Source organism: Clostridium ljungdahlii (assembly GCF_001636845.1).
Lineage (GTDB): Bacteria > Bacillota > Clostridia > Clostridiales > Clostridiaceae > Clostridium_B > Clostridium_B ljungdahlii_A.
The window spans coordinates 1-25,464 of sequence record NZ_LITT01000015.1 but is presented as its reverse complement, the minus strand read 5'-3'; the positions used below and the strand labels follow the sequence as shown (position 1 = coordinate 25,464).

Below are 25,464 nucleotides of genomic sequence, written 5' to 3'. Positions count from 1 at the left end.
TCCTGAGTGTGAATTAATATTTTGTGATTTTATTGGGAACAATAATCAAAGCGAAATTCTTTTTCACAGGAAAGGATGGATTTTTTATGCTTTACATTGTATTCATTATAGGTATAGGGATAATTTTATTGCTCATGATGACTTATAGCAAACTCAATAGGGTTGATTGTAGAAATGAAAATGTAGGAGAGGATATTTCTACACTAATTGTTGATAGAGAAGAATTAAAGAAATATGCTAGAGAAATATCAACTGTTCCATCTGCAGTTCAAAGAAAAAGCTGCAAGAAGCAATTAATAAAGAGTTTGGATAAAAGTTACGGAAGAATTTTAGCTGGATACAATTTTTTTGATGAGGAAATTAAAAATAGAGAGGAAATAGTATCCTGTGCCGAATGGCTTTTAGATAATTTGTATTTGGTAAAAAAGGAATACAAAGATATAAAAAATAATATGTCTGAAAAATATTATAAAAATCTCCCTGTAATGACTGAAGGTACTATGAAGGGTTTCCCTAGAATATATTACATTGCGAGGGAAATGCTATCAAAAACTCAAGGAACTGTAAAAGAAGATACCATAGAGACATTCATAAATGCATATCAGGAAAACACAATATTAAGAAGTGGAGAACTCTGGGCAATACCTATAATGATAAGGATAGCTTTGATTCAAAATATAAGTAGTATAACTGATCGTATGGTATTTATGCAAAAAGAAAGAAAGAGGGCAAAAAGTGAAGCAGAGGATATTATAAATTCTAAAGAGAATGAAAATGAAATAATTCATAAGTTAAGGGATAAAAATATTAAATTTACACCCCATTTTACAGAAGGATTCATTAAAACATTAAGGGATAATTTTATAGGAAATGCTGAAATATACAAATGGATAGATGAAGAGTTAGATAAAGAAGATAGCAGCGTTAAAAGGATGGTAAATATAAATCATCAAAAGCAGGGTATATGCCAGATTTCTATGGAAAATTCCATAAGTGGAATGGTAGAAATATCTTCATTGAACTGGAAAGAGAATTTTGAAAGATTGTCCTATGTAGAAGAAATATTGAAAATGGATCCTGCAGGAATTTACAGTGAAATGGATTTTAAGTCTAAGGATTATTACAGACATAGAATAGAGAAAATGTCTAAAAATATAAACATACCTGAATCTTTCATAGCCAAGAAAGCTATAGAATGTGCAAAAGAAGCTTGTGGAGAAGAATACGAAAAACATGTAGGGTATTATTTAATCGATAAGGGTATAAGCTGTCTTGAGAAAAAAATAAAAAGCAGTACAAGAGAATATAAAAATTTGCATTACAAAGCTCAAAATAAAATAACAGTTAACTTCTATATAGGTAGTATTGTGTTTGGAACTATTTTTCTAGATGCGCTCATAAGTGGTATAAATTTTTATGTAGACAATTTACCTTTGTGGGAATATATACTAGGGGCAATTGTACTCTTTATACCTTTAAGTGATATATTTATATCTATATTCAACTGGAGTGTAAATAAACTTGTAAAGCCAAGGTTTATACCTAAAATTGAATTTAGAGATGGTGTGCCTGAAAGGTTCAGTACGGCAATAGTAATACCTGCTATTATAAACGACAGTGAGCAGGTTAAAAAACTTGTAGGTGATATGGAGGTCTATTACCTAGCAAATGAAGAAAAAAATTTGTATTTCGCACTATTGGGGGATTTTAAGGATAGTCTTGAAAGAGAAAAGAAAGATGATAAATTAATAGTAGATACAGCTTTAAGTGAAATAGAGAAATTAAATAAGAAATATTCTGTAGAGGGAAAAGATAAATTCTATTTTTTGAGCAGATTTAGAAAATATAATGAGAAAGAGGGAAAGTGGATCGGATGGGAAAGAAAACGTGGCAAGTTAATGGAGTTCAACTCTCTTATAAGGGGAGATGATAATACAAGTTATGACGTTATAAGTGGAGACATAAAAAATTTGTATGATGTAAAGTATGTTATAACTCTGGATGCAGATACTAAATTGCCTAAAGATACAGCTAGATTCCTCATAGGAGCTATGGTTCATCCCCTAAACATACCTTATTTGAATCGTGACGGTAAAAAAGTAACAAGGGGACACGGCATTATGCAGCCTAGAGTAAGCGTTAGTGTATTAAGTGCAAATAAAACGCTTCATTCCAGTATATTTTCAGGCGAAACAGGAATAGACGTATATACAAATGCAATTTCTGATGTGTATGAAGATTTATTTGACGAAGGTATATTTACGGGTAAAGGCATTTATGATGTAGATGTATTTAACAGTGTTTTAAAAGGTGAAATACCCGAAAATTCTGTATTAAGCCATGATCTTTTAGAAGGATCTTATGCAAGAGCTGCTCTTGTGACTGATATAGAACTTGTAGATGGATATCCTGCTTACTATAATACCAGTTGTAAAAGACTTCATAGGTGGGTAAGAGGAGATTGGCAGCTGCTTCCCTGGCTATTTAAAAAAAGTTCTTTAAATAGATTATCAAAGTGGAAGATAATAGATAATTTAAGAAGAAGCATTATAGCACCCTCCATAATGGTGTTAATTATAGTGTCTATGATATTATTTAAAAATTTAAATGATTTTTTGGTAGTAGCTTTTGTTTCAATACTTTCACCTATACTTTTTGATGTATCTGAAACAGTAGTTTCTCCTATAAAGGGAAATGGACTTTCAGGTAAAATAAGTAATTTTAAAACTGTAGTAGAACAATTTTTTCTAATACTAAGTTTTCTACCTTATCAGGCATATTTAATGCTGGATGCTATAATTAGGACTCTTTACAGGCTTTTTATAAGTAAAAAAAATTTGCTACAATGGCAGACTGCAGCAGATGCAGAGGCCACCTGTAAAAAGGGACTGGAAAGTTATTTAAGATCTATGTGGATAGGCAGTGCACTGGGTATTATTATAGCTTTTTTGGGATTTAGAAGCTCTGTAGAAGATGCTGTTTTGGTAATACCTTCCTGCATAATCTGGATTTTTTCACCGTGGATTGCATTTAACATAAGCAATGAGAGAAAAAATACTGAGGAAGAAATTAATAAGGAAGAAAAGGATATATTGAGAAGATTGGGAAGAGAAACTTGGGCTTATTTTGAAGATTTTATATCACCTGAAAGTAATTGGCTTTCTCCGGACAATTATCAGGAAGAACCTTATAAGGGAGTGGCCTACAGAACTTCTCCTACTAATATGGCTATGGGAATTTCCTCTAATATAGTTGCTTACGACTTAGGATATATAGGCATAAAAGAGCTCATATATAGACTCCAACATATAATATCCAATATGGAGTCCTTAGAAAGGTATAGAGGACATTTTTATAATTGGTATGACATAAAAAATAAAGTTCCTCTAAGACCTAGATTTATATCTACAGTTGATAGCGGGAATTTAGTGGCATATATGTGGCTTACAGAAGAATCACTGGAAGAATATCTGAGCTATCCTATAATAAATAAAAATTTGCCAGATGGATTTAAGGATACTTTGAAGCTAGCCCAAAATGAATTATATAGTAAACTTAAAATTGAATATGCTTATGGTAATTTTATAGATAAACTTTCTAAGGACAATTTAACCGTATTTTCCCTAGAAAGTTTATTGCAGGATTTAAATACAGAATGTGTGAAGTTTATAGGGACTGGTAAGAACTTATATTGGAATGAGAAAGTTAAAAATATGATCTGTAAATTTATGGATGAATTAAATGGATTTTTCCCATGGATTTATTTAATAAATGGAAATGACAAATTTCATGATTTTAGGTCTGAATTGAACGAATTGGCAACTAAGATTCCTTTAAAAGAGGTTCCACAAGCTTTTGACAAATTAATTGATCGTATAGATAAAGATAATAAAAAAGATTTTTCAGAGGAAGAAAATAGACGTAGAAGTGACTTGAAAAAATTATTATTGGACAGCAAATTAAATTTATGTAAATTCATATCTAATGTAAAAAATGTAATAGAAAAATTGAAGGCTATTGATGAAGATCATAACTTTAGTATGCTTTATAGTAAAAAAAGACAGCTTTTTTCTATAGGATATGATGTTGAAAAAGATACTATTGGCAAAAATTATTATGACCTTCTAGCATCTGAGGCAAGGCAGGCTAGCTTTGTATCCATAGCTAAAGGTGAGATTAAACAAAATCATTGGTTTAATCTTGGTAGATCCATGGCTTCTATGGGAGGAGGAAAGGCATTAGTTTCTTGGTCTGGAACTATGTTTGAATATTTAATGCCCCTTATAATTATGAAAAACTTTCCTAATACCTTGTTAAGTGAAACCTATGAATATGTAGTTAAAGCCCAAAAAAAATATGGTGAAAAAAGAAGAATTCCCTGGGGAATTTCAGAATCTGCCTACTATGACTTTGATATAAATTCTATATATCAGTATAAGGCTTTTGGAATACCGGCAGCTGGATTAAAAAGGGGTCTTATTAATGAATTGGTAATTGCACCTTATGCATCCTTAATGGCTCTTCAGGTTGATTTTAAAAGTGCATTTTGTAACATAAAAAATCTTATAAAATCTAAGGCTGAGGGCAGATATGGATTTTATGAAGCTATAGATTATACCAAGGAAAGACTTGTAAGAAAGCAAAAGTGTGCCTTGGTAAAGTGTTTTATGATACATCATCAGGGAATGAGTTTTATGTCACTGGATAATGTGCTTATGAAAAATGTACTTCAGGAAAGATTTCATAAGATCCCTAAGGTAAAATCTGCAGAACTTTTACTCCAAGAGAAGATTCCTAAGAATATAATCTACAATCATGAAGAACATAGTACAAATGAAAAACCTATAGTAAAGAATGAAAATGTAATTGCTAGAAAGTTTACGGGAGCATGTACAGAAATACCAGTAGTTAATATAATTTCTAGCAACAGTTATTCTATGATGGTAACCAATAGTGGTAGTGGATATAGTAAAAAAGGGAACATGACAATTTATAGATGGCGTGAGGATGTCACAAAAGATGATACGGGAATGTTTTTTTATATAAAGAATATAAATTCAAATGAATATTGGAGTGCTGCTTATGAACCTTGTGAATGTGAAGGAGAGAACTATGAAGTAGTATTTTCGCCTGATAAGTCAGAATTTAGAAGAAAAGATGGAAACTTAAGAACTTATACAGAAGTTACTGTATGCCAAGAAGAAGAAGGTGAAGTGAGAAGAATTTCTATTACAAATACAGGTGAAAAGAGGAGAGAAGTTGAAATAACCAGTTATATGGAAGTAACCTTGTCACCTTATAATGCAGACTTAGTTCACCCTGCATTCCAAAAATTATTTATAGAGACTGAATTTATACACAATCCTGTATGTTTGCTTGCAAGTAGGAGACCTAGAAAAAAGGATGAAAAAAGGCCATGGCTAGTTCAGACTATAGCAGTGGAAGGAGAACAATTGGGCTCAATCCAGTATGAGACCAGTAGGATGAAGTTTATAGGAAGAAATAGAAATCTAAGAAACCCAAGGGCAATGGATAATGATGTGCAGCTTACTAAGTCCGTAGGAGCTGTAATTGATCCTATAATAAGCATTAGAGTAAGAATAGCTGTAGACCCAGGAAAGACCTGTAAGGTAGCTTATACTACAGCAATTACAAGCTCCAGAGAAAAGGCAATCGAAATTGGAAATAAGTATAGGGATATGTTTAATGTAAATAGAGTATTTAAGTTGTCATGGACAGAATCTCAGATGGAAATGAAGTATTTGGGTATAAAATCCAATCAAATAAATATGTATCAAAAAATGGCCTCAAGGATTTTATTCTTAAATAGCTCCCTTGAGCAAAGAAAAGAATATATTATGGATATAAGAAAAGGACAGTCTGCTTTATGGGCTTATGGAATTTCAGGTGATTTACCTATAGTAATTGCAATTATAAGGAATGAAAATCACATGTCACTTGTAAGACAGCTTTTAAGTGCACATGAATATTGGATGTGGAAAGGGTTGTCGGTAGATTTAGTTTTTATAAATTTACAAGATAGTTCATATATGCAGTCTCTTCAAAATAAGTTAGGGGATGCTGTTAATTCTAAAGCTTCAAGATATAAGAAAAATATAGATGGGGGAATATTTTTATATAATAAAGATACCATGAAGAAAGAAGATATAGAACTCCTTATAGGCATATCTAGATTTGTAATAGATGGAGATAAGGGAGAACTGTTTGAGCAGATTGAAGATAGTATATATTTACCAGATAGTAGTACGGAGAAGATTGGTGAAAATACAAGTTTAGCCTTTGAAAACAAATCTTCTTATCATTTTGAGCTCCCAGAGCTTCAGTATTTTAATGAGATAGGTGGATTTTCTTCAGAAGGAAAATCGTATATTATAGTGCTAAAAGATAATAATCATACTCCAGTTCCCTGGATAAATGTAATTTCAAACAAAAAGTTTGGATTCCATATTTCTGAAAGCGGTGCTTCTTATACATGGAATAAAAATAGTAGGGAAAATAAACTTACAACCTGGTCAAATGACCCAGTTATGGATGGGGAGTCTGAAAGTATTTATCTAAGAGACGAGATTACAGGACAGATATGGAGTATATCTCCCGAACCTATAAGAGATTCAGGACAATATGTAATAGAACACGGGTTTGGGCATTCTAATTTTAAACATGAGGCTAATGGAATAGTAGGCGAAATGGATGTTTTTGCTGATATGAATGAAAGCGTAAAAGTGTTCAAAATAAAGTTAAAGAATATAAGTGGAAAGAGAAGAAAGATTTCAGTAACTTATTATGCGAAATTAGTATTGGGAGTTTGCCATGAGCAGACAGCACAGTATATATGTACAGGATTTAATAAGGAATCGGAATATATATATGCTAAAAATCCATATAGTGAGCACTTTAATCAAGGAATATGTTACATGAAAATTTTAGGAGGAGAAGAACTTTCTTATACTGCTAGTAGAAAAGAATTCATAGGTAGGGGAGGAGATATATCTAAACCTAAAGCACTGGAATGTGATCAATTTTCCAACAAAGTAGGGGCAGGATTTGATCCTTGTTTAGCTGAGAATGTAAAAATAGAACTGGATACAAATTCAGAAGAAGAAGTACTAATTCTATTTGGAGAAGAAGATAGCTCTGAAGAAGTAAGAAGGGTAGTTGAAAAATATAGTAGTATAAAAAATGCATATATGGAATTAGAAAAGGTTCAGGAGTATTGGTCAAAATTGTTTGGAACTATACAAGTGGATACTCCAGATGAATCTATGAATATAATGTTGAATGGCTGGCTTATGTATCAGGTTATATCTTGCAGATACTGGGCGAGAACAGCTTTTTACCAATCCGGAGGTGCCTATGGATTTAGAGACCAGCTTCAAGATGTAATGGCTATTTGCTATATAGATCCATCTGAAACTAGAAAACATATAATATACAGCGCTTCAAGACAGTATCTTGAGGGAGATGTACAGCATTGGTGGCATCCATTTGTTGAAAGTGGAATTAGAACTAGATTTTCCGACGATTTGCTTTGGCTTCCTTATGTAGTAGAAGACTATATACAAAATACAGGCGATTACAGCATATTGTCTGAAAAAGCTTTGTATTTGGAAGATGCTACCCTTCAAGATGGAGAAGATGAAAGATATAATATATCAAATGTGTCAGAAAAGAGCGGAACCGTATATGAACACTGTATAAGAGCAATTGAAAAATCCCTTAAATTTGGAAGTCATAATATACCACTTATTGGTTCCGGAGATTGGAATGATGGTATGAGCACTGTAGGAAATAAAGGACAGGGTGAAAGTGTATGGCTTGGATGGTTTTTATATAATATACTGGATAAATTCATACCTATATGTACATTTGAAGGAGATGTGAAAAGTTCAAATAAATACTCAGAGCTAAAAGAATTTATAAGGGAAAACATAGAGGAAAATGCATGGGATGACGGCTGGTATAGAAGAGCCTATTTTGATGATGGAACTCCACTTGGTTCTGCAATGAATGAAGAGTGTCAAATTGATTCAATTTCTCAATCTTGGGCTGTTATATCAGGTGCTGCAAAAGAGTCTAGAGCAAAAGAAGCTATGGAAGCCCTGGAAAGAAATCTCATAAGAAGAGATAAGGGAATTATATTGCTTTTAAGTCCGGCTTTTGATAAATCCAATTTAGAACCAGGTTATATTAAAGGATATGTGCCTGGCGTCAGGGAAAATGGAGGCCAGTATACCCACGCTGCTATATGGTCAATTTTAGCACTAGCTAAAATGGGATATAATAATAAGGCATACAGTGCATTTTCTATGATAAATCCTATAAACCATAGTAACACATATTTAAATTGCCAGGTTTATAAAGTGGAACCTTATGTTATGGCAGCAGATGTATATGCAGTTGAGCCTCATACAGGAAGAGGAGGATGGAGCTGGTATACAGGTGCGGCAGGATGGATGTATAGAACTGGAATAGAGTCAATACTTGGAATGAAATTCAAAGAAAAATTAGGATTTACAGTTTCTCCTTGTATACCAGACAGTTGGAATGGTTTTAGTATGAAATACACGAGAGGAAAGTGTATTTATAACATACAGGTTTCAAAAGACAATGAAAAGGGAATATGGTTAGATGGAAACAAGGTTTCACAAGATATAATACCTTTTTTAAGAGAGGGCGAGCATGAAGTAAAAGTATATATGTAATCTAGGTAAAAATTTCCATAGCATTTTTTACAGGTTTATAGTAGAATATATGATAATATTCGATATAGTTTAAATCCTTTGAAAGAAAGCAAGTAAATTTAAAAACAGATTTTTAGAGAGCTGTATGAGGTGAAATTACAGTAATTATGCTTGAATTGAATGGATTCTGGAGGAGAAAAGTGAATTGAATTAGTAGTTTTAACCGTAAGTCTTACGTTATAAAGACAGGATATTTTGTAATCCATATGAGAAAAAGATGTAATTTTATCTTTTTAAATTTAGGTGGTACAGCGATAAATACGCCCTATGATTTTTATATCATAGGGATTTTTTTTATAAATGCTTAAAAGGAGGCAATAATCATGGAAGAAAAGAAAAAAGTAATATTTAGTGGCATTCAACCTTCAGGAAATTTAACTATAGGAAATTATTTTGGAGCTTTAAAAAATTGGGTAAAACTTCAAGACAAATATGATTGCTATTTTTGCGTAGTAGATTTACATGCAATAACTGTAAGGCAGGAGCCAAAAGATTTGAGAAGGAGAACCCTGGAAGTGCTTGCAATATATTTAGCAGCAGGTATAGATCCAGAAAAAAATACTATATTTATTCAATCTCATGTTCCTACTCACTCGGAAGCAGCATGGCTTTTAAATTGTTTTACTTATGTAGGAGAATTGGAAAGGATGACTCAGTACAAAAGTAAATCTAAAAAATATGAAAATGGCGGTTCTATAAGTGCAGGACTTTTAAACTATCCCGTACTTATGGCGGCAGATATATTGATTTATAATGCAGACCTTGTTCCTGTAGGTAAGGATCAAACACAGCATGTAGAATTGACTAGAGATATAGCAGAAAGGTTTAACAATCTGTATAGTCCTACATTTACTATACCAGAAGCATATATACCAGAGGATGGAGCTAAAATAATGGATTTACAAGATCCTACAAAGAAAATGTCTAAGTCATCAGATAATCCTAACAGCTACATACTTATTATGGATAAACCAGAAGATATAAAAAGAAAGATAAATAGGTGTGTTACTGACAGTATTGGAAAAGTAAAATATAATGATGACCAACCAGGAGTTAAAAATCTTATAAATATAATGAGTGCTGTAACTGGAATGAGCCATGAGGAAATAGAGAAAAAATATGAAGACAAAGGTTATGCTGAATTTAAAAATGATACTGCAGAAGCTTTAATAGGTGAACTAAAGCCAATACAGGATAAAGTCAATGCTTTCCTTCAAGATAAGAAATATCTAGAGGACATATATAGGAAAGGTGCAGAGAAGGCTTATTATGTATCAAGCAAGGTACTTAGAAAAATGCAGAAAAAGATAGGATTTATTCCTGTTTCAAAGTAAATAAAATTTTTATGAAGAAAGTAGCCAGCTTCAATTCAGTAGAGAATTAAAGCTGGCTTATTTTATTCTGTTTTACCTATATCTGATAGTTCAAGGCCTTTATTGTGTTCAAGTGCCCAGCTAATAGACCACTCACTTTGAAATATTAAAAGGTCTCTTCCTTTTAGGTCTTTTACTTTTTTAGTATCACTTGTTAAAATAAGATCTTCTACCTTTGCAGAAGAGCTTTCTATCCACCTTATAGCTCTATAAGGCAGCATGTCGACTTTTATATCTACATTGTATTCATTTTTCATTCTGTACTCTAGTACTTCAAACTGAAGAACGCCAACTACACCTATGATGATTTCCTCAATTCCTATATTTAACTGCTTAAATACTTGAATTGCACCCTCTTCTGAAATCTCACTTATACCCTTTATAAATTGCTTTCTTTTCATGGTATCTATGGTTTTTACTCTGGCGAAATGTTCTGGGGCAAATACCGGAATGCTTTCAAATTTGAATTTTTTATTTGCAGGACATAATGTATCTCCTATATTATAAATTCCAGGATCAAATACACCTAGTATATCCCCTGCATAAGCTTCTTCTACTATTTCCCTATCCTGAGCTAGGAACTGCTGGGGCTGAGAAAGCCTTACTTTATTTCCTCCCTGGAAATGAAATACTTCCATACCCTTCTTAAACTTACCTGAACATATTCTCATAAAGGCAATTCTATCCCTATGTGCAGGATTCATATTTGCCTGTATTTTAAATATAAAAGCAGAAAAATCATCACTAAAAGGATCTACTTCTCCACTGTCTGATTTTCTTGGTAGAGGTGGTGTAGTTAAATTTAAAAATTCCTTTAAAAAAGGTTCTACCCCGAAATTGGTGAGGGCACTTCCAAAAAATACAGGAGTAAGTGAACCTTCTCTAACTTTTTTTATGTCAAATTGGTCTCCTGCAATATCTAAAAGCTCTATATCGTCTTTTAGTTTTTCATGTAAAGCTTCACCTAATAAGTCTTTAAAAACATTGTCATCTACAGAGCCTTCTATGGATTCTACTGCTGTTTGACCGTGGTTCCCGCCATTAAATACTTCTATTAGACTTTTTTCCCTATCATATATTCCCTTGAAGTCTTTACCAGATCCTATAGGCCAGTTCATTGGGTAGGATTTTATTCCTAAAACATTTTCTAGATCATCCATTAATTCAAAAGGATCCTTACTTTCTCTATCCATTTTATTTATAAATGTAAATATGGGAATTCCACGTAAACTGCAAACATTAAACAGTTTTTTAGTTTGTGCCTCAACTCCCTTTGCTGCATCTATTACCATTACTGCACTATCTGCTGCCATTAAAGTTCTATATGTATCTTCACTAAAATCCTGATGGCCTGGTGTATCTAATATATTTATACAAAAATTATTATAGTTAAATTGCATTACTGATGATGTTACAGAAATACCTCTTTGTTTTTCTATTTCCATCCAATCAGATACTGCGTGTTTTGAAGCCTTTCTTGCCTTAACAGAACCAGCAAGTCTTATGGCGCCCCCATATAATAACAGTTTTTCAGTAAGAGTTGTTTTACCTGCATCTGGGTGAGATATTATTGCAAAAGTTCTTCTTTTTTCTATCTCTTTTTTTAAGTCTGCCACTACCTTTTCTCTCCTCTTTTTTTATTAGTTTCATCACTGATTTTAACTTTATTATATATTAATGTCAACTTGTGTTGTTTGTAAAATTTAAACGTTTAATTCTAATGCTTATAGGTCAATATAAGGTCTTTTACGATTTAAACTTATTTTTCGTAAATGATATAATTATTATGAAATATTATTTGATGGTATAAAATAGTACCTATATATGGAGGAGATTTATGTATAAACTAGTAGGAATTGATATGGATGGTACTTTGCTTAGAGATGACAAAAGCATTTCAGAGGAAAATTACAATGCTATTCAAAAGGCTAAAGAGCTTGGAATAAAAATTGTACTAGCTACTGGAAGACCTTTAAAGGGAATTGAAAAGTATTTAAAACAATTGAAATTGACTTCAGAAGGAGATTATTCTGTAGCATTTAATGGAGCAGTAGTTCAAAAAAACAATAATGATGAAGTTATAAGTGAAAATTTACTTAGGCATGAAGATTTAAAATACTTATATAGCTTAAGTAAGAAATTAAATGTAAATATTCATACTCTTACTTTTGATTTTTGTGCTGCAGCTAAGCTAAATAAATATAGTAAATTGGAATCTTCGTTAAATAAGATGCCGCTTAAAATATTAGATCTGAACGAAATTCCTGATTATGTACCTATAATAAAAGTTATGTTTGTAGATGAAGAAGCAAAGCTTTCAAAGGCCATAGAAAATTTACCTAAGAAAGTATATGAGAAATATACTGTGCTTAGAAGCGAACCATATTTTTTGGAGTTTATAAACAAGAATGTAAACAAAGGATTTGGTATACAGGTTTTAAAGGAAAGATTGAATATAAGTAGGGATGAAATAATATGCATAGGCGATGCAGGAAATGATATTCATATGATAAAATATGCAGGATTAGGTGTGGCTATGGGAAATGCTTTTCCCGAAGCAAAAAGAGCTGCAGATTATATTACAAAAACTAATGAGCAAAATGGAGTGGCACACGTAATAAATAAATTTATACTAGAACAATGTGCTGTAAAATAGAATCTCCATAGAGTTCCTAAACCCAAAATCAACTTATACTTCGGATATTTTTTACAACATTCAACTCGTTAAATATTTTGATAGGTCTAAGTAAAAAATTCTAAAAAAGCTAAGAACTTTTGAAAACTCGTACCTCAGACAATTCAAAAGTTCTAAGTTTTTACGAATTTTTTTCTAAGACTTATATACAAAATATTTAAATGAGCTTCATTGTTGTAAAAATATGCCTGCGTATAAGTTGATTTTTAAGTTAGAAAGCCTATTCGTTGATCCTAATTAAAGTTTGAACTTATACATGAAATATAGTGGAGAGTTGGAGAAAAATTATCATTCACTCTCCACTTTCAATTATCAACTTTTAACTTAATATAATATAAGCGTGCTAGAGTTAGAACTAATTTTTCATAGTTTCTAAATAGTAATTACTTACATATATAGCCTTTTTCTTCTTGTAATAAAACATGTCTAATGGCTTCTGGACAAGTGCTTTACCTTTAGCCAAAATAAAGTCTACTAATTTTACAGTTACATAAGCTAATATCATTCCAGCAAAAACATCTATTACCCAATGAACCTCTAGATATAGAGTTGCAAATATTACACTTAAACAGAAAAAACCAAACACACATTTCCATATTTTGTTCCTTTCTCTAAGAACTAGTAAAAACATGGCAAAGCATATAGATGTATGCATAGATGGAAAACAATTAAGAGCAACACCTGCAGCAGCACTTGGGCTTAAATGTCTATCAAGACCATCAGGTTGTCCAAGTACATACCATACTTCCTGTAAATGGAAAATAAGATAAAATGGAGTTATTAAAAATATCTGTACTACATGTGCGGATAAAATATAACGCAGCATTTTTTTAAAGTCCTTGGCTAAGGTAGATCTATATACTGCAAGTAAAACAGGTAGAACAAAGCCGTTATTATATACCATTCTAAAAAACCAGGTTAAAGTTTCTGTCTTATAAATTCTTGCAAAACTTCCATTATTAAAAGGTATTTTACTAAATATAGGATTAAGATCTACTACTATTTTTCTACTTATTTGCCAACTCAGCATTTTCCCCCAAAACGCGTATCCATGCTGTTCTATGTAAAATATGAACGCAAAAAATGGAATACATAATATCAAGAAAGGAAATATTTTAATATCATTTCTAATATCTGAGTAGACTGTAAAACACATTAAAGCAAGCATACCCAGATATATTTTACTAGTCAAACTAATAGATGGGTATTGAACTAGATATAAAGTCTTATGCAAGAAATATAAACCTATAAGAATAAAGTAGTACTTACTTAGTAAATTCAATAATATTTTAAACGTGTGCTGCGTAGTTTCCCATATTTTATTTTCTACAAATTTATACATGAAATTTATACCCCCCTTATGGACAAATAAATTATATCACTAGTAAAAGGGTAAGTATATAAAAAAATTTAACAATATTTTATCTTATTTTACATAAATATAACCTAATTATCTTTTCTATATTTATTTGGCATTAGGGAGGGATAAACTAAAATCAAGTATAAAATGTTAATTTTATACAGTATATTAGAATCGTTTTTTGCCGATAAATGCTGTGTCTATTATAAAAACAAAAGCACATATTAAAAGCAGCATATTTATGAAAGTTAATCCTATTTTAAATATGGCACCTATAAATAGGAATATCAAAAAAAGGCTGCAGAGCCATTTAAAAAAAGTCATTTTAAAATCTCCCTTATATAATTAAAAATATTAGATGTATAAAGTAGTATTTCCTCTTTTATATGAATTAATACAAAAGCGTACCGTTACATTTTGAATTTTCTATAAAAAAAAATATAATGTTATTAGTTCAAATTTAGGGGGTTATCATTATAATGGAACAAAAAAGATTAAGTGTAAGTCGTTTAAAAGTCAGAGACATTATTCAGGTATCACTTATGGCTGCAATAACTTATATTGCAACAGCTATAATTAATATACCAACAGGAGTATTGGTTAAAGGTGTTGTACACATGGGAGACAGTATGGTACTTTTAGCAGCTATATTAATTGGAAGAAAAAAAGCATTTTTATCTGCAGCTATAGGAATGAGTTTATTTGATGTTCTTTCATCTTATGTTATTTGGGCTCCTTTTACTTTCATTATAAAGGGTGTTATGGCTTGGATTGCAGCAACTATTGCTTACAGAGGAGAATGCAATGGCGAAAAGTTTTGGAATAATATAATCGCATTTATTGTAGCTTGTATTTGGATGGTGTCTGCATATTATGCAGCAGGAGTGGTTATAATGCATTTTGTCACAAATATAGCTTTTTCAAAAGCCATCATTTTATCTGCAGCAGAAATTCCGGGAAATATAGCTCAAAGCATTGTAGGGATAGCTATAGCGCTTCCACTAGCAAAAGTTTTAAAGAGGGCTAATTTAGGTAAATAATAAAGGAGAGGTTTTTACCTCTCCTAATTATTTACCTAGCTCTCATTCTATTCTTTTCAGCTTTTCTTTTTCTTCTACATTCAGGACATCTTACAGGATCATTTTCAAATCCCTTTTCCTTGTAGAATTCTTGTTCACCCTCTGTAAATACAAATTCTTTTCCGCAATCTTTACATACAATTGTTTTATCTGCCATAAAAAAACCTCCTTAACCTAGGACTAATTTTATTCTTGATAACCTACCTCCTAGGATTAAAAGGAGAATATAGCACCTTGAAAAAATTTGACCTAATATAAATATTATAATTAGAGTAAAACTCTAAGCTAATTATACCATATTTTAATAAAAAAACAATATTTTAAACAATTATAGCTTGTACCAATTCATTGATATAACTGGCATAGGAGAAGGTGTTAATTAATACGTATGTTAATTTTAATTAAAGTTGAATGAATTAAAAATCTGTCAAATAACAATAGTAATAGGGTATAATTAAATTAAGTTTTATATATTAAACTCAAAAAAGTAATGGGGTTGTTTTCATGGATATAAAAAAATTTTTTAATTTATTAAAGAAAATGGAAGGACCGAAATTAGATTTTAAACAATTACTAAATATTGATACTGATAGTGGAAGAAAAGAGTTAGCTAAGGATATATGTGCTATAGCAAATTCTAGAGGGGGAAGAGGATATATTATAATTGGAATTGAAGATAAAACCAAGAAAATAATAGGAGTAGACAGGAATTTTAGTGAAGAACAAATACAGCAGATAATAAGCTCTAGAATAGAACCTCCCATACCAATTTCTCTAGAAACTTTAAAGTATAAGGGAAAAGATATAGTTATTATAAATATATATGATGGACCGCAAAAACCATATCAAATGAGAGAAAATGGAGCCTTTTACACGAGAAGAGGTTCAACAAATGATACGATGCGTAAACAGGAAATAATATCGGCTCTTCAGCAAAATTTAAATGTAAATACGGAATTGTGTCCTATACCACATAGCAAATTAAACTGTATAGATAATTGTATAGTAGATAAGTATTTTTTGTCTCAAGGAATAAAGGTGAATGATGAAAATAGATTGGGGTTAATGGAAGATGCTTCAATAATATATATAGATAATGATTCAGGTAAGTATATGGTAACGTTAGGAGGACTTCTAATTTTTTCCAATGTAAACAATGTATATATTCCCCATAATATGATAAAAATAGTTAATAAGATAAATAAAGATTTTAGAAAGGTGAGTATAATTCAGGGAAATCTAATGTCAATTATGGATAAGGCACAAAAGGCTATTGAGAATATTATAACAGTGAAATCATATCCCACAGAGGGGGTAAGTGAAGGAATAAGAAATGCTGTAATGTATAGGGACTATTCTGATTTTTCTAGGGAAATAGAGGTTATAGTAAGCTATAATAATATAGTAATAACTAGCCCCGGAATGTTATCAAATAGAGAAAATGCAAGTTACTACAATTATGCCAGAAGGAATATGTGGATATATGAAAAGATAATTACACTGGATTCTAAAAAGAGATTTACAGGAACTACAGCAACTTTTAGTAGAATTCAAAAGCTGTTTAAGAATGTAGGGAAAGTTAAATTTATAAACTCTATAAAAAATGATTATTTTAAGATTATATACCCTGGTATTAAAAAGTTAGGCAGCTAATATGCTATTAATAATGATAGAAAAATAAAAATAATATTTTCCAAAATAATACACTTAAGTTATTGAAATAATATTCTGAATATTATATAATTTATCTATAAGGATGACACCTGAATATTAAATTAAGGGGTGATAAAAATGATTCATGTATTTTGCAGCAAAAGAGGATCTGGGAAAACTAAAGAACTGATTAATTTGGCTAATGAAAAGACAATGATAGGGAGGGGGCATGTTGTCTATATAGATGATGATAGGGGACCACTGTGGCAATTGAACAGGGGAGTAAGATTTATAGTAACAAGTGATTTTAAATTAAAAAAAATAGAAGAGTTTTATGGTTTTTTGTGCGGCGTACTTTCAGAAGATTATGATATTGATACAATTTTTATTGATGGATTGTTTAATATTGTAAAAGAAAATCTTCAGGATATGGCGCATTTATTTTATGCCATTGAAAAGCTGTCGGAGGAATACAAGGTTAATTTCTATATAAGTGTAAATGGAGAAAAAGAAGAGATACCTGAGTGTATTATGAAGTATGTAGCCTGATTAATGAAGTAAATTGTTTGTGAGAAAATAATGCTGGTTTTTATATAGTTAAGACTGGAGAATATATCTTCAGTCTTAAAATTTTTAAAATAGCTTTAAATTAACATTAGTTTACGCTAATTATGCTATTTATTTAACTAAATTAAAATTGCATAGGTAAATCACTTAAATGTTGATAAAAATAGGTTTTAAATATATACTATACAATATATAAGAGTACTATTGTACTGACTATTTGAAAGGTAGGGATTTAGGTTGCCTAACGTTTATGACATATTATTGGAACGTGGATACATAAAACAAAGTACACATGAAGAAGAAATAAGGGAGTTATTAGGAAAAGAAAAAGTGACATTTTATATAGGATTTGACCCAACAGCAGATAGCCTCCATGTAGGACACTTTTTACAAATGATGGTTATGCATTATATGCAGGAAGCAGGACATAGACCTATAGCTTTGCTTGGTGGTGGTACTACAATGGTTGGTGATCCTACTGGAAAAACTGATATGAGAAAGATGTTATCTAAAGAACAAATACAACATAATGCAGAGTGCTTTAAAAAACAGTTTTCAAGGCTCGTGGATTTCAAAGATGATAAAGCTATTCTTGCAAACAATGCAGATTGGCTTTTAAATTTGAATTATATCGAATTCTTGAGGAATATAGGAGTCCATTTTTCTGTGAACAAGATGCTTACAGCAGAGTGTTTTAAACAGAGATTAGAGAGGGGATTGTCTTTCCTTGAATTTAATTACATGCTAATGCAGGGATATGATTTTCTAGAGTTAAATAGAAGATATGGCTGTGTGTTGGAATTAGGGGGAGATGACCAGTGGTCAAATATAATAGCAGGAGTAGAATTAATTAGAAAAAAAGAGCAGAAACCTGCTTTTGGGATGACTTTTACCCTTTTAACTAAAAGTGATGGTAAAAAAATGGGTAAGACAGAAGGGGGAGCTATATGGCTGGACCCTGAAAAAACATCACCTTATGAATTTTATCAATACTGGAGAAATATAGGAGATGCTGATGTGGAAAAATGTCTGGCTCTTTTAACTTTTCTTCCAATGGATGAAGTTAAAAGACTTGGCTCACTTCCAGGTGAGAAGATAAATGAAGCTAAAAAAGTACTTGCTTATGAGGTAACGAAGATTGTACATGGTGTAAAGGAAGCCAAAAAAGCTAAGGAAGCAGCAGAAGCTTTGTTTTCTGGTGGACAGAATATGGAAAATGTGCCTACTGTAGAGATAGGTGAAAATTCACTTGGATGCTCCATAGTGGAATTACTTGTTAATCTACAAATACTTCCTTCAAAAAGCGAGGTAAGAAGGTTAATACAACAAAATGGACTCACTGTAAATGACGAAAAAATAACTGATCCAAAATTTTTAATTACAAAGGATAGTTTTAAAGATGGAGAAATGCTTATAAGAAGAGGAAAGAAAAAGTATAATAGGATTATACTAAAATGATACATAATTTAAGTACTAAACATTCGTAGTTTAAAAATATTGCATCGCAATATTTTTGAGAGGACAGATGACAATTGACAGAGGACAGTGAAGGAGGATTTTTCTCCGCTGCACTACGAAAAATCTTTGATTAAATTTTTAATGACTCATTTCGCTAAAGCGAAATATTGTTGACTTATATAAATTTTAGGCTTGTTTTGCATTAGCAAAACAAGCCTAAAAAAATAAATTAGTTTTCTGACGTAATGAGGAAAACTCACCTTCATTGTCCTCTGTCCTCTGTCAATTGTCCTCTTGAAAAAGTTGCGTCGCAATTTTCTTATATTAAGTCAAAATTTCATATATGTGAAAATTGAGTTAAATATTATATTTCCACATTATTAGAGCATCTTCTTTATTGTCTCTATAATATCCTCTACGTATACCATTTTGTAGAAATCCGTACTTTTTATATAAATTTTGAGCACGCACATTGGATTCTCTAACCTCTAAAGTCATACTTTTTATAAATTCAATTTTACATATTTCTATAAGGGATTCTAAGAGTAAACTCCCAACACCTATACCCCTGTATTCTGGGTGAACTGCGATATTTGTTATATGGCCTTCATCCAGTATAACCCACATGCCTGCATAGCCTATAACTATGCCTGATTTTTTTGCTACAACATATTTTGTAAGTGAACTGTTTTCGATTTCTTTCTCTAGAGACTCTCTACTCCAGGGCATAGGAAAACATAAAGAATCTATTACAAGAATTCTATCAATATGTTCTAGTCTTAAAGGGCAAATTTCTATATCACTCATGGATTTGAGACCTCAGCTTTTTTTCATATTCCCTTTCAGCTTGGGATTTTCTTAGATAAAAAGGTGCAAAACTATATAGATCGTCTTGTATACCAGATTCTAGAAGTTTTAATCCTAATTCACCTAAAGAAGAGGCTCTTGCCAAATTTAAATTCGTAGGTGAGAAACGAATTTGTTTTATATTTGAAATTAAATCATCCTTAAATTTCGGAACAGCATCTCCTATGAAAGACACGGGTTCATTATAGTTGTTCAATGTCTTAATTAGATCTTCTATGGAAAGGAGCATATAATCGCCTAGCATATTTAATTTATTATCTTTAAAGTTATAAAAGGCGGTATATACATTTCCTCTAAGTGCATCTAATATAGGACAAATAATGCCAGAGGTATAACATAAATTATAGGCTAACGCATCTAATGAAGATACTCCTACAAAGGGTTTGCCCGTACCTTGGCTTAATCCTTTTATTACAGCAGCTCCAATTCTAAGCCCTGTAAAAGAACCAGGACCCTTTGAAACAACAAAACCGCCTATAGAATGAATATCCATATTTAAGTTTTTTAAAAGAGTGTCTATCATAGGCATTAATACTGTGGAATGCTGCTTTTTATAATTAAAAGTAATTTCACCAAATAATTTATTGTCGTCCATTACAGCACAAGTTGCTGATTCTGTGGAAGAATCTAAACTTAATATTTTCATGTTCTTATTTTAGCTCCTTTATGTAATCATATCTATTACCATGATATTTTATTATTATTTTTCTATAATTTGGACCTTTTTCTGGCAGTTTATAAATACTTACCCATATGCATTCTTTAGGTATTAATTCCTCAATATAATTTGCCCATTCTATAATGCTTACAGCATCACTGAAAATATACTCATCAAATCCAATTTCAGCAATTTCATCTATATCATTAACCCTGTATACATCAAAATGGTACAATTTTAGCCTTCCATAGTACTCATTTACTATAGTAAATGTAGGACTTGTTATAGGATCATCTATATTAAGTCCCTTTGCTATTCCTTTTGTAAAATGGGTTTTCCCTGTACCCAAATCACCATTTAGACAAATTATGTCACCGGCATTTAATAAGCTGCCTATTTTCTTGCCTAGATTAATGGTATCTTCAACGCTATTTAAAATAAATTCCACAGCAATTCACCTCATAGAATATTGTATCTGAAATGTATTAAAAAGTGAAGAAATATATTATTTTATCTCAGGATTGTAGGAAATAGCTATATGATCTTCAGAAAAACTTAAGTTAGAAAGATTACTTATTGCTTCCTTTAGATGGTCTAGTGCATGGTCACATATAAATCCTCCAGATGCCATTTCGTTCATTATACTAAAGGCTTTTTCCGAACTCATGCCATTTCTATAAGGTCTATCTTCTGTAAGGGCTTGATATATATCACACACTGCCATAATCCTACATTCTTCAGATAATTCATCTGCTTTTAAGCCTTGAGGGTATCCACTGCCATTTAACTTTTCGTGATGATTTGATGCCCATTTGCTTATATTAGGAATATCGCCTATTTTATTTAATATTATTCTAGTATAATAGGCATGAGATTTTATTATGCCGAATTCCTCAGTTGACAGAGAACCATTTTTATCAATTATATATAGGGGAATAGATAGTTTCCCTATATCATGCAGGAGACCTGCAATCTTCATTTCATGACACTTTTCTTCTGGATATCCAATGAATTTTGAAACTAAATAGGCCAGGTTTGCTATACCCTTGGAATGAGTTGCAGTGAATTTACTTTTGTTATCTATTATGTCTGCAAATATTTTAGATATAGCTTCAAACCCCTTTAGGTCCATAAACATATTTAACTTGGGATGGGTTTCATCTAGTATAAAGTCAATGAAATCTATATTTTGAAGATTAAGCCAGAATACATCGGAAGATGCATTTCCTAAAAATGCATTTGCGATTGTTTCGGAAAAAATTTTTTTGGAATTTTGTTTGATCCATGAGATAATATTATTTTTTTGCTGATAGTTAGATATATTTTCGTTATATATAAGTTCTATTAAATCCGAAATTCTTATTATTTGACTTTCTAGAGGAATCATATTTCCCTTTAATCCCATGGCACCACTTCCATCAAAATTTTCATGATGATATAATATTATCTTTGATATATCATGAAAGTAGGGAAAAGCTTTAGTTATTCTGCTGCCAAGTTCACAATGCTCTTTTATAAATAAATTAGCAGAATGACTCTGAGATAAAAATGTAGCAGCTCCTATATCATGCAGTAGAGCTGATACATAAAGTTGTTTTTTAAATTTATCACTTAATTTCAGATAATTTGCAATTTCAAGTGCTATATAGGTAGTCCTCTGGGAATGATGGATAAATCGATGATCTGAATAGTTTATATTAGTTATATTTTCAATGATTGGATCATTTCCAGTAAAGCTATCATATTTAGAACTCATTTGAGCTAAATCCAGTGCAATTGACATGGCTCTTATTGTTTTGTCCATACTAACCTTCATGGATAAACCCCCCCTTAAATAGAATAGTACGCTCTCGAAAACTCAGAGAGCTTGATTTTTATATATTGTAAGGTTCAGCATATCTGCTTCACCCCCTAATATCTCAGCTAAATTATTATGATATTTTCCAATAAACTTATTACCAATAGCATCCTAAGCTAGAAAACATTTCGTTTGATAGAACATCCCTTTTTATGAGTAAAATTGTATTGTGATTTTAAAATACTATTTTCTCAAGGAGGTTCATTATGTTACGAAATTGGATTTCACATTTGGAATATCAAGAACAGCTATATCTTAAAATGCTTCTTCACTATGAAATGCAAAAAAGCAGGCTGGTTGCACTTGATAAAAGTATTTCAAAACTCTATCTTCTCAACCTAGATAACCTGCTCCCTGTAATCAAGCCTTTATATTCTGATTTAGGCCGTCCCGCCAAAAATCAGCAAGGTATAATACGATCTCTAATATTAATGCTTGATCAACAGAAACATTCTATCACAAAATGGGCTAAAAAAATAGCTTTTGATCCTTTAATTCTTGATATATGTGGTTTTGAGGATGGTGTCCCATCTGCATCCTCTTATTATGACCTTTTAGTACGTTTATGGATTTCAGACCATAAACTTCAAGTTGAACGTAAACTTACAGTTAAAAATTTTTCATCCAAGCCTAGAAAAAAACTCAAAGCTGGAGAAAAACAACCTCCTAAGCGTTCTGGTACTGTTAAAAAGCTTGTTGATAAAGCTTTGGGCGGTAAGCTTAGAAACTTCTGTCCTGAAAACATTTTTCAGAAGTTTATCGCCCGATGTGTTGTTGATGCCTCTTCTAAAATGGGTATTCTTGGAGATATCAATAACTTATCCCTTGCCTTTGACGGTTCATCTTTCTATTCTGGTGCTAGCCATTATGGAGTTAAAGTTTGTGACTGTAAATCTAAAGGCATATATAACTGTCATTGTCCCAGACGATATTCAGATCCTGATGCCCGTTGGGGATGGGATAGTTACAGGGCGCAGTGGTTCTTTGGAAATACTCTCTTTAATGTAACTGCTTCCGATAGTCCCTATGATCTTCCAATCTACATTAAGATGGTACAGGCTAGTCGCCATGACAGCATCACTACAGTTTTTGCACTTGAAAGTATTCTCAATCTTTATCCTCACCTTCACTTTAAAAACTTTATTGCTGATGGAGCCATGGATAACTATCCTACTTATAGGCTGCTTAAACACTATGATATTCTGCCTTTTATTTCCTTAGATTCTAGAACCAAAGCTAAATTTGATTATCCCCATCCTGATATACTTTGTTTCGATAACAAAGGATTTCCTATTTGCATGGGTGGTATTCCTTTTTACAATTGGGGATTTTCCAAACCTAAAGAAATCAAATACCGTTGTTATTTTGCAGCAAAAGGTTTAGAACCTCCTGCAGAGTGTAAATGCTCTAACAGTAAATATGGTAAAGTTATTCACATTAAACCTGACTATGATCCGAGGATGTTTCCTCCTGTACCACGTAATTCTGAAAAATTTAAAGATAAATTTAAAACCAGAACCTCTGTCGAACGCTCAAACAAACGAATGTTTAATGATTATAACATTCAAGAATATAAATCTCGAAGTGCTATGCTGCGTATGGCTTTAGCAACTTTTTCTGTAATCAATATACACTTAGATGCTTGGATAAAGCATACCGGCTTTAGCTTTGGCAATCTTATACAAAGTAAGACTGCATAGAACACTTATTGAATATTTTGACAAGCCTAAACCTTAGGCTTTTTTGTCACACTCTTTTTTATATCCTTTATCTCGTAACAATATGTGCTTTTCAAAGTACGCCAATAGTTTTCCAGTTACTGCTAAGTAGTTGGTTAATTAAATATCTTTTCATAATTTCCATCTACTTTTCGAGTGTCTTCAGAATATACTCTGTACACCTAATTTTATCACAATGAAATGTGTCAATAAATACTTATGGATAAGCAATGTAAAAATAAAAATTATTGATAAAATGAGCATTGTGATTTGCAATGTTAAAATACATTATGTAAAATGTATTTGTTATGAGTTAATTTATAAAATAATATACTTTGATTTGCATTATGGATAGGAAGGTGAAAGACTTGAAAAGAGTATTGAGCTTAATTATGTCTTTTTTAATAATTTTTATTGTTGTTGGATGCAATAGTAAAGAAGAATATAAAAGTAATAGCAAATTGCAGGTAAGAAATAATGTACAATTAAATATAGTTACTACAGATAAATTTTTATATAATATGGTAAAATCTATAGTAGGAAACAGACATGTAGTAGAATACATGTTTAATGATAGAAAAAGTGAAGTAGATTTTAAGTTTACTGAAGACAGTGTAAATAATGTATCTAAAAAAGATCTGTTTTTTTATGTAGGTGCAGATTATGAGCCTTGGGTAGATACTTTTGTGGACAAATTAAACAAAAGTAAGGTTGGAGTTATAAATGTTTCAAGAGGAATAAATTTTTTATCTTATAGCAGAGTAGTAAAATATAATAATACAATTTTAAAAGATAACCCTTATTATGTTAACAATATTGATAATTACAGGATAGCACTTATGAATATTAAAAACGCGCTTGAGGATAGAGACGCTAAAAATAGAGATTTTTATGAGAAGAATTTTTCTGAAACTTTGAATAAATTAGATAGTTATAAAAAAGACTTAAAGTCAGTAGATGGAGAATTGAGTAATTACACTTTTATTGTTATAGAAGATGAACTCAGTTATTTTGCAAAGTATAATAATTTGAAACTTTTAGATGTAAGTCCAAGGGAAGATAATAGTATAATACCTTTGGATTCAGCAGGTCAAAAAGATTTAGAACAAAAGTTAAAAGACAATAAGGTAGTTCTTCTTTATAATAATGATGCTGTAGTTAAAAGTAATGAAGAGTTGATAAAAAATTATAATATAAAAACTTCTAAAATAGAAATTTATAATGGGGATTTTAACTATGAAGAAACCCTTAAACATAATATAAATAGCCTAGAAAATATTTATAAAAAACAGAAGTTTAGCACTTAAAAAATTTTTAGGACGATAGTCCTTTGTATTATAAAGCCTTATGAATATTTATAGTAGAATTAATAGATTCCGATTTTTACTGGAAATTATATGAGTAAAATTTGCATAA

General features: G+C 31.2%; 17 protein-coding genes. 9 read left to right on the top strand and 8 right to left on the bottom strand.

Annotated features, from left to right (window positions below; genetic code table 11):
- Window positions 1-86: 86 nt before the first annotated feature.
- Both WY13_RS08400 and trpS read left to right on the top strand, forming a co-directional pair.
- Complete coding sequence (locus tag WY13_RS08400) at window positions 87-8,723, top strand: GH36-type glycosyl hydrolase domain-containing protein (protein ID WP_063555250.1); 8,637 nt, start codon at window positions 87-89, stop codon at window positions 8,721-8,723.
- Window positions 8,724-9,085: 362 nt separating this feature from the next.
- Window positions 9,086-10,096, top strand: coding sequence for a tryptophan--tRNA ligase (gene trpS / locus WY13_RS08395; protein ID WP_063555249.1), 1,011 nt, complete (start codon window positions 9,086-9,088; stop codon window positions 10,094-10,096).
- 62 nt (window positions 10,097-10,158) lie between these two features.
- Here trpS and WY13_RS08390 read toward each other — a convergent pair whose 3' ends face one another.
- Complete coding sequence (locus WY13_RS08390) at window positions 10,159-11,751, bottom strand: peptide chain release factor 3 (protein WP_063555248.1); 1,593 nt, start codon at window positions 11,749-11,751, stop codon at window positions 10,159-10,161.
- A gap of 221 nt (window positions 11,752-11,972) precedes the next feature.
- Here WY13_RS08390 and yidA point away from each other — a divergent pair, with 221 nt between their 5' ends.
- Complete coding sequence (gene yidA, locus WY13_RS08385; protein WP_063555247.1) at window positions 11,973-12,791, top strand: sugar-phosphatase; 819 nt, start codon at window positions 11,973-11,975, stop codon at window positions 12,789-12,791.
- 394 nt (window positions 12,792-13,185) lie between these two features.
- Here yidA and WY13_RS08380 read toward each other — a convergent pair whose 3' ends face one another.
- Together WY13_RS08380 and WY13_RS21350 are read right to left on the bottom strand one after the other, a co-directional pair.
- Complete coding sequence (locus WY13_RS08380; RefSeq protein WP_063555246.1) at window positions 13,186-14,172, bottom strand: phosphatase PAP2 family protein; 987 nt, start codon at window positions 14,170-14,172, stop codon at window positions 13,186-13,188.
- Between the two features lie 186 nt (window positions 14,173-14,358).
- Complete coding sequence (locus WY13_RS21350) at window positions 14,359-14,514, bottom strand: hypothetical protein (RefSeq protein ID WP_192845010.1); 156 nt, start codon at window positions 14,512-14,514, stop codon at window positions 14,359-14,361.
- Window positions 14,515-14,669: 155 nt separating this feature from the next.
- Here WY13_RS21350 and WY13_RS08375 point away from each other — a divergent pair, with 155 nt between their 5' ends.
- Window positions 14,670-15,230 (top strand): ECF transporter S component, encoded by a 561-nt coding sequence (locus WY13_RS08375; RefSeq protein ID WP_063555245.1) that lies wholly within the window; start codon window positions 14,670-14,672, stop codon window positions 15,228-15,230.
- Between the two features lie 31 nt (window positions 15,231-15,261).
- Here WY13_RS08375 and WY13_RS08370 read toward each other — a convergent pair whose 3' ends face one another.
- A complete protein-coding gene (locus tag WY13_RS08370) occupies window positions 15,262-15,426 on the bottom strand; it encodes a zinc-ribbon domain-containing protein (RefSeq protein WP_013240427.1) in 165 nt (54 codons plus the stop codon).
- A 347-nt stretch (window positions 15,427-15,773) separates the two neighbouring features.
- Here WY13_RS08370 and WY13_RS08365 point away from each other — a divergent pair, with 347 nt between their 5' ends.
- From WY13_RS08365 to tyrS, 3 genes are all read left to right on the top strand, one after another.
- Window positions 15,774-16,922, top strand: a complete 1,149-nt coding sequence (locus WY13_RS08365; RefSeq protein ID WP_063555244.1) for an AlbA family DNA-binding domain-containing protein — start codon at window positions 15,774-15,776, stop codon at window positions 16,920-16,922.
- Between the two features lie 138 nt (window positions 16,923-17,060).
- Complete coding sequence (locus tag WY13_RS08360; RefSeq protein WP_013240425.1) at window positions 17,061-17,471, top strand: hypothetical protein; 411 nt, start codon at window positions 17,061-17,063, stop codon at window positions 17,469-17,471.
- Window positions 17,472-17,726: 255 nt separating this feature from the next.
- Window positions 17,727-18,947 carry a tyrosine--tRNA ligase gene (tyrS, locus tag WY13_RS08355; protein WP_063555243.1) on the top strand — a complete coding sequence of 407 codons (1,221 nt, stop codon included), beginning with the start codon at window positions 17,727-17,729 and terminating at the stop codon, window positions 18,945-18,947.
- 357 nt (window positions 18,948-19,304) lie between these two features.
- Here tyrS and rimI read toward each other — a convergent pair whose 3' ends face one another.
- The 4 genes from rimI to WY13_RS08335 are packed head-to-tail and all read right to left on the bottom strand — an operon-like array spanning window position 19,305 to window position 22,288.
- Entirely contained in the window at window positions 19,305-19,754 is a 450-nt protein-coding gene (gene rimI, locus WY13_RS08350) for a ribosomal protein S18-alanine N-acetyltransferase (protein ID WP_063555242.1), read from the bottom strand.
- The gene (tsaB, locus tag WY13_RS08345; RefSeq protein ID WP_063555241.1) at window positions 19,747-20,460 is read right to left on the bottom strand and encodes a tRNA (adenosine(37)-N6)-threonylcarbamoyltransferase complex dimerization subunit type 1 TsaB; all 714 of its coding nucleotides are present in this window, start codon (window positions 20,458-20,460) and stop codon (window positions 19,747-19,749) included. The genes rimI and tsaB overlap by 8 nt, the downstream gene beginning before the upstream one ends.
- A gap of 4 nt (window positions 20,461-20,464) precedes the next feature.
- Window positions 20,465-20,920: a tRNA (adenosine(37)-N6)-threonylcarbamoyltransferase complex ATPase subunit type 1 TsaE gene (tsaE, locus tag WY13_RS08340; RefSeq protein WP_013240421.1), complete on the bottom strand. Its 456-nt coding sequence runs from the start codon at window positions 20,918-20,920 to the stop codon at window positions 20,465-20,467.
- A gap of 57 nt (window positions 20,921-20,977) precedes the next feature.
- Window positions 20,978-22,288 (bottom strand): HD-GYP domain-containing protein, encoded by a 1,311-nt coding sequence (locus tag WY13_RS08335; RefSeq protein ID WP_063555240.1) that lies wholly within the window; start codon window positions 22,286-22,288, stop codon window positions 20,978-20,980.
- A gap of 248 nt (window positions 22,289-22,536) precedes the next feature.
- On the opposite strand from WY13_RS08335, the gene WY13_RS21770 reads away from it, so the two are divergent.
- Window positions 22,537-24,030 (top strand): hypothetical protein, encoded by a 1,494-nt coding sequence (locus tag WY13_RS21770; protein WP_063555239.1) that lies wholly within the window; start codon window positions 22,537-22,539, stop codon window positions 24,028-24,030.
- Between the two features lie 377 nt (window positions 24,031-24,407).
- Window positions 24,408-25,355, top strand: coding sequence for a metal ABC transporter substrate-binding protein (locus WY13_RS08325; protein ID WP_242866397.1), 948 nt, complete (start codon window positions 24,408-24,410; stop codon window positions 25,353-25,355).
- Window positions 25,356-25,464: the final 109 nt, after the last annotated feature.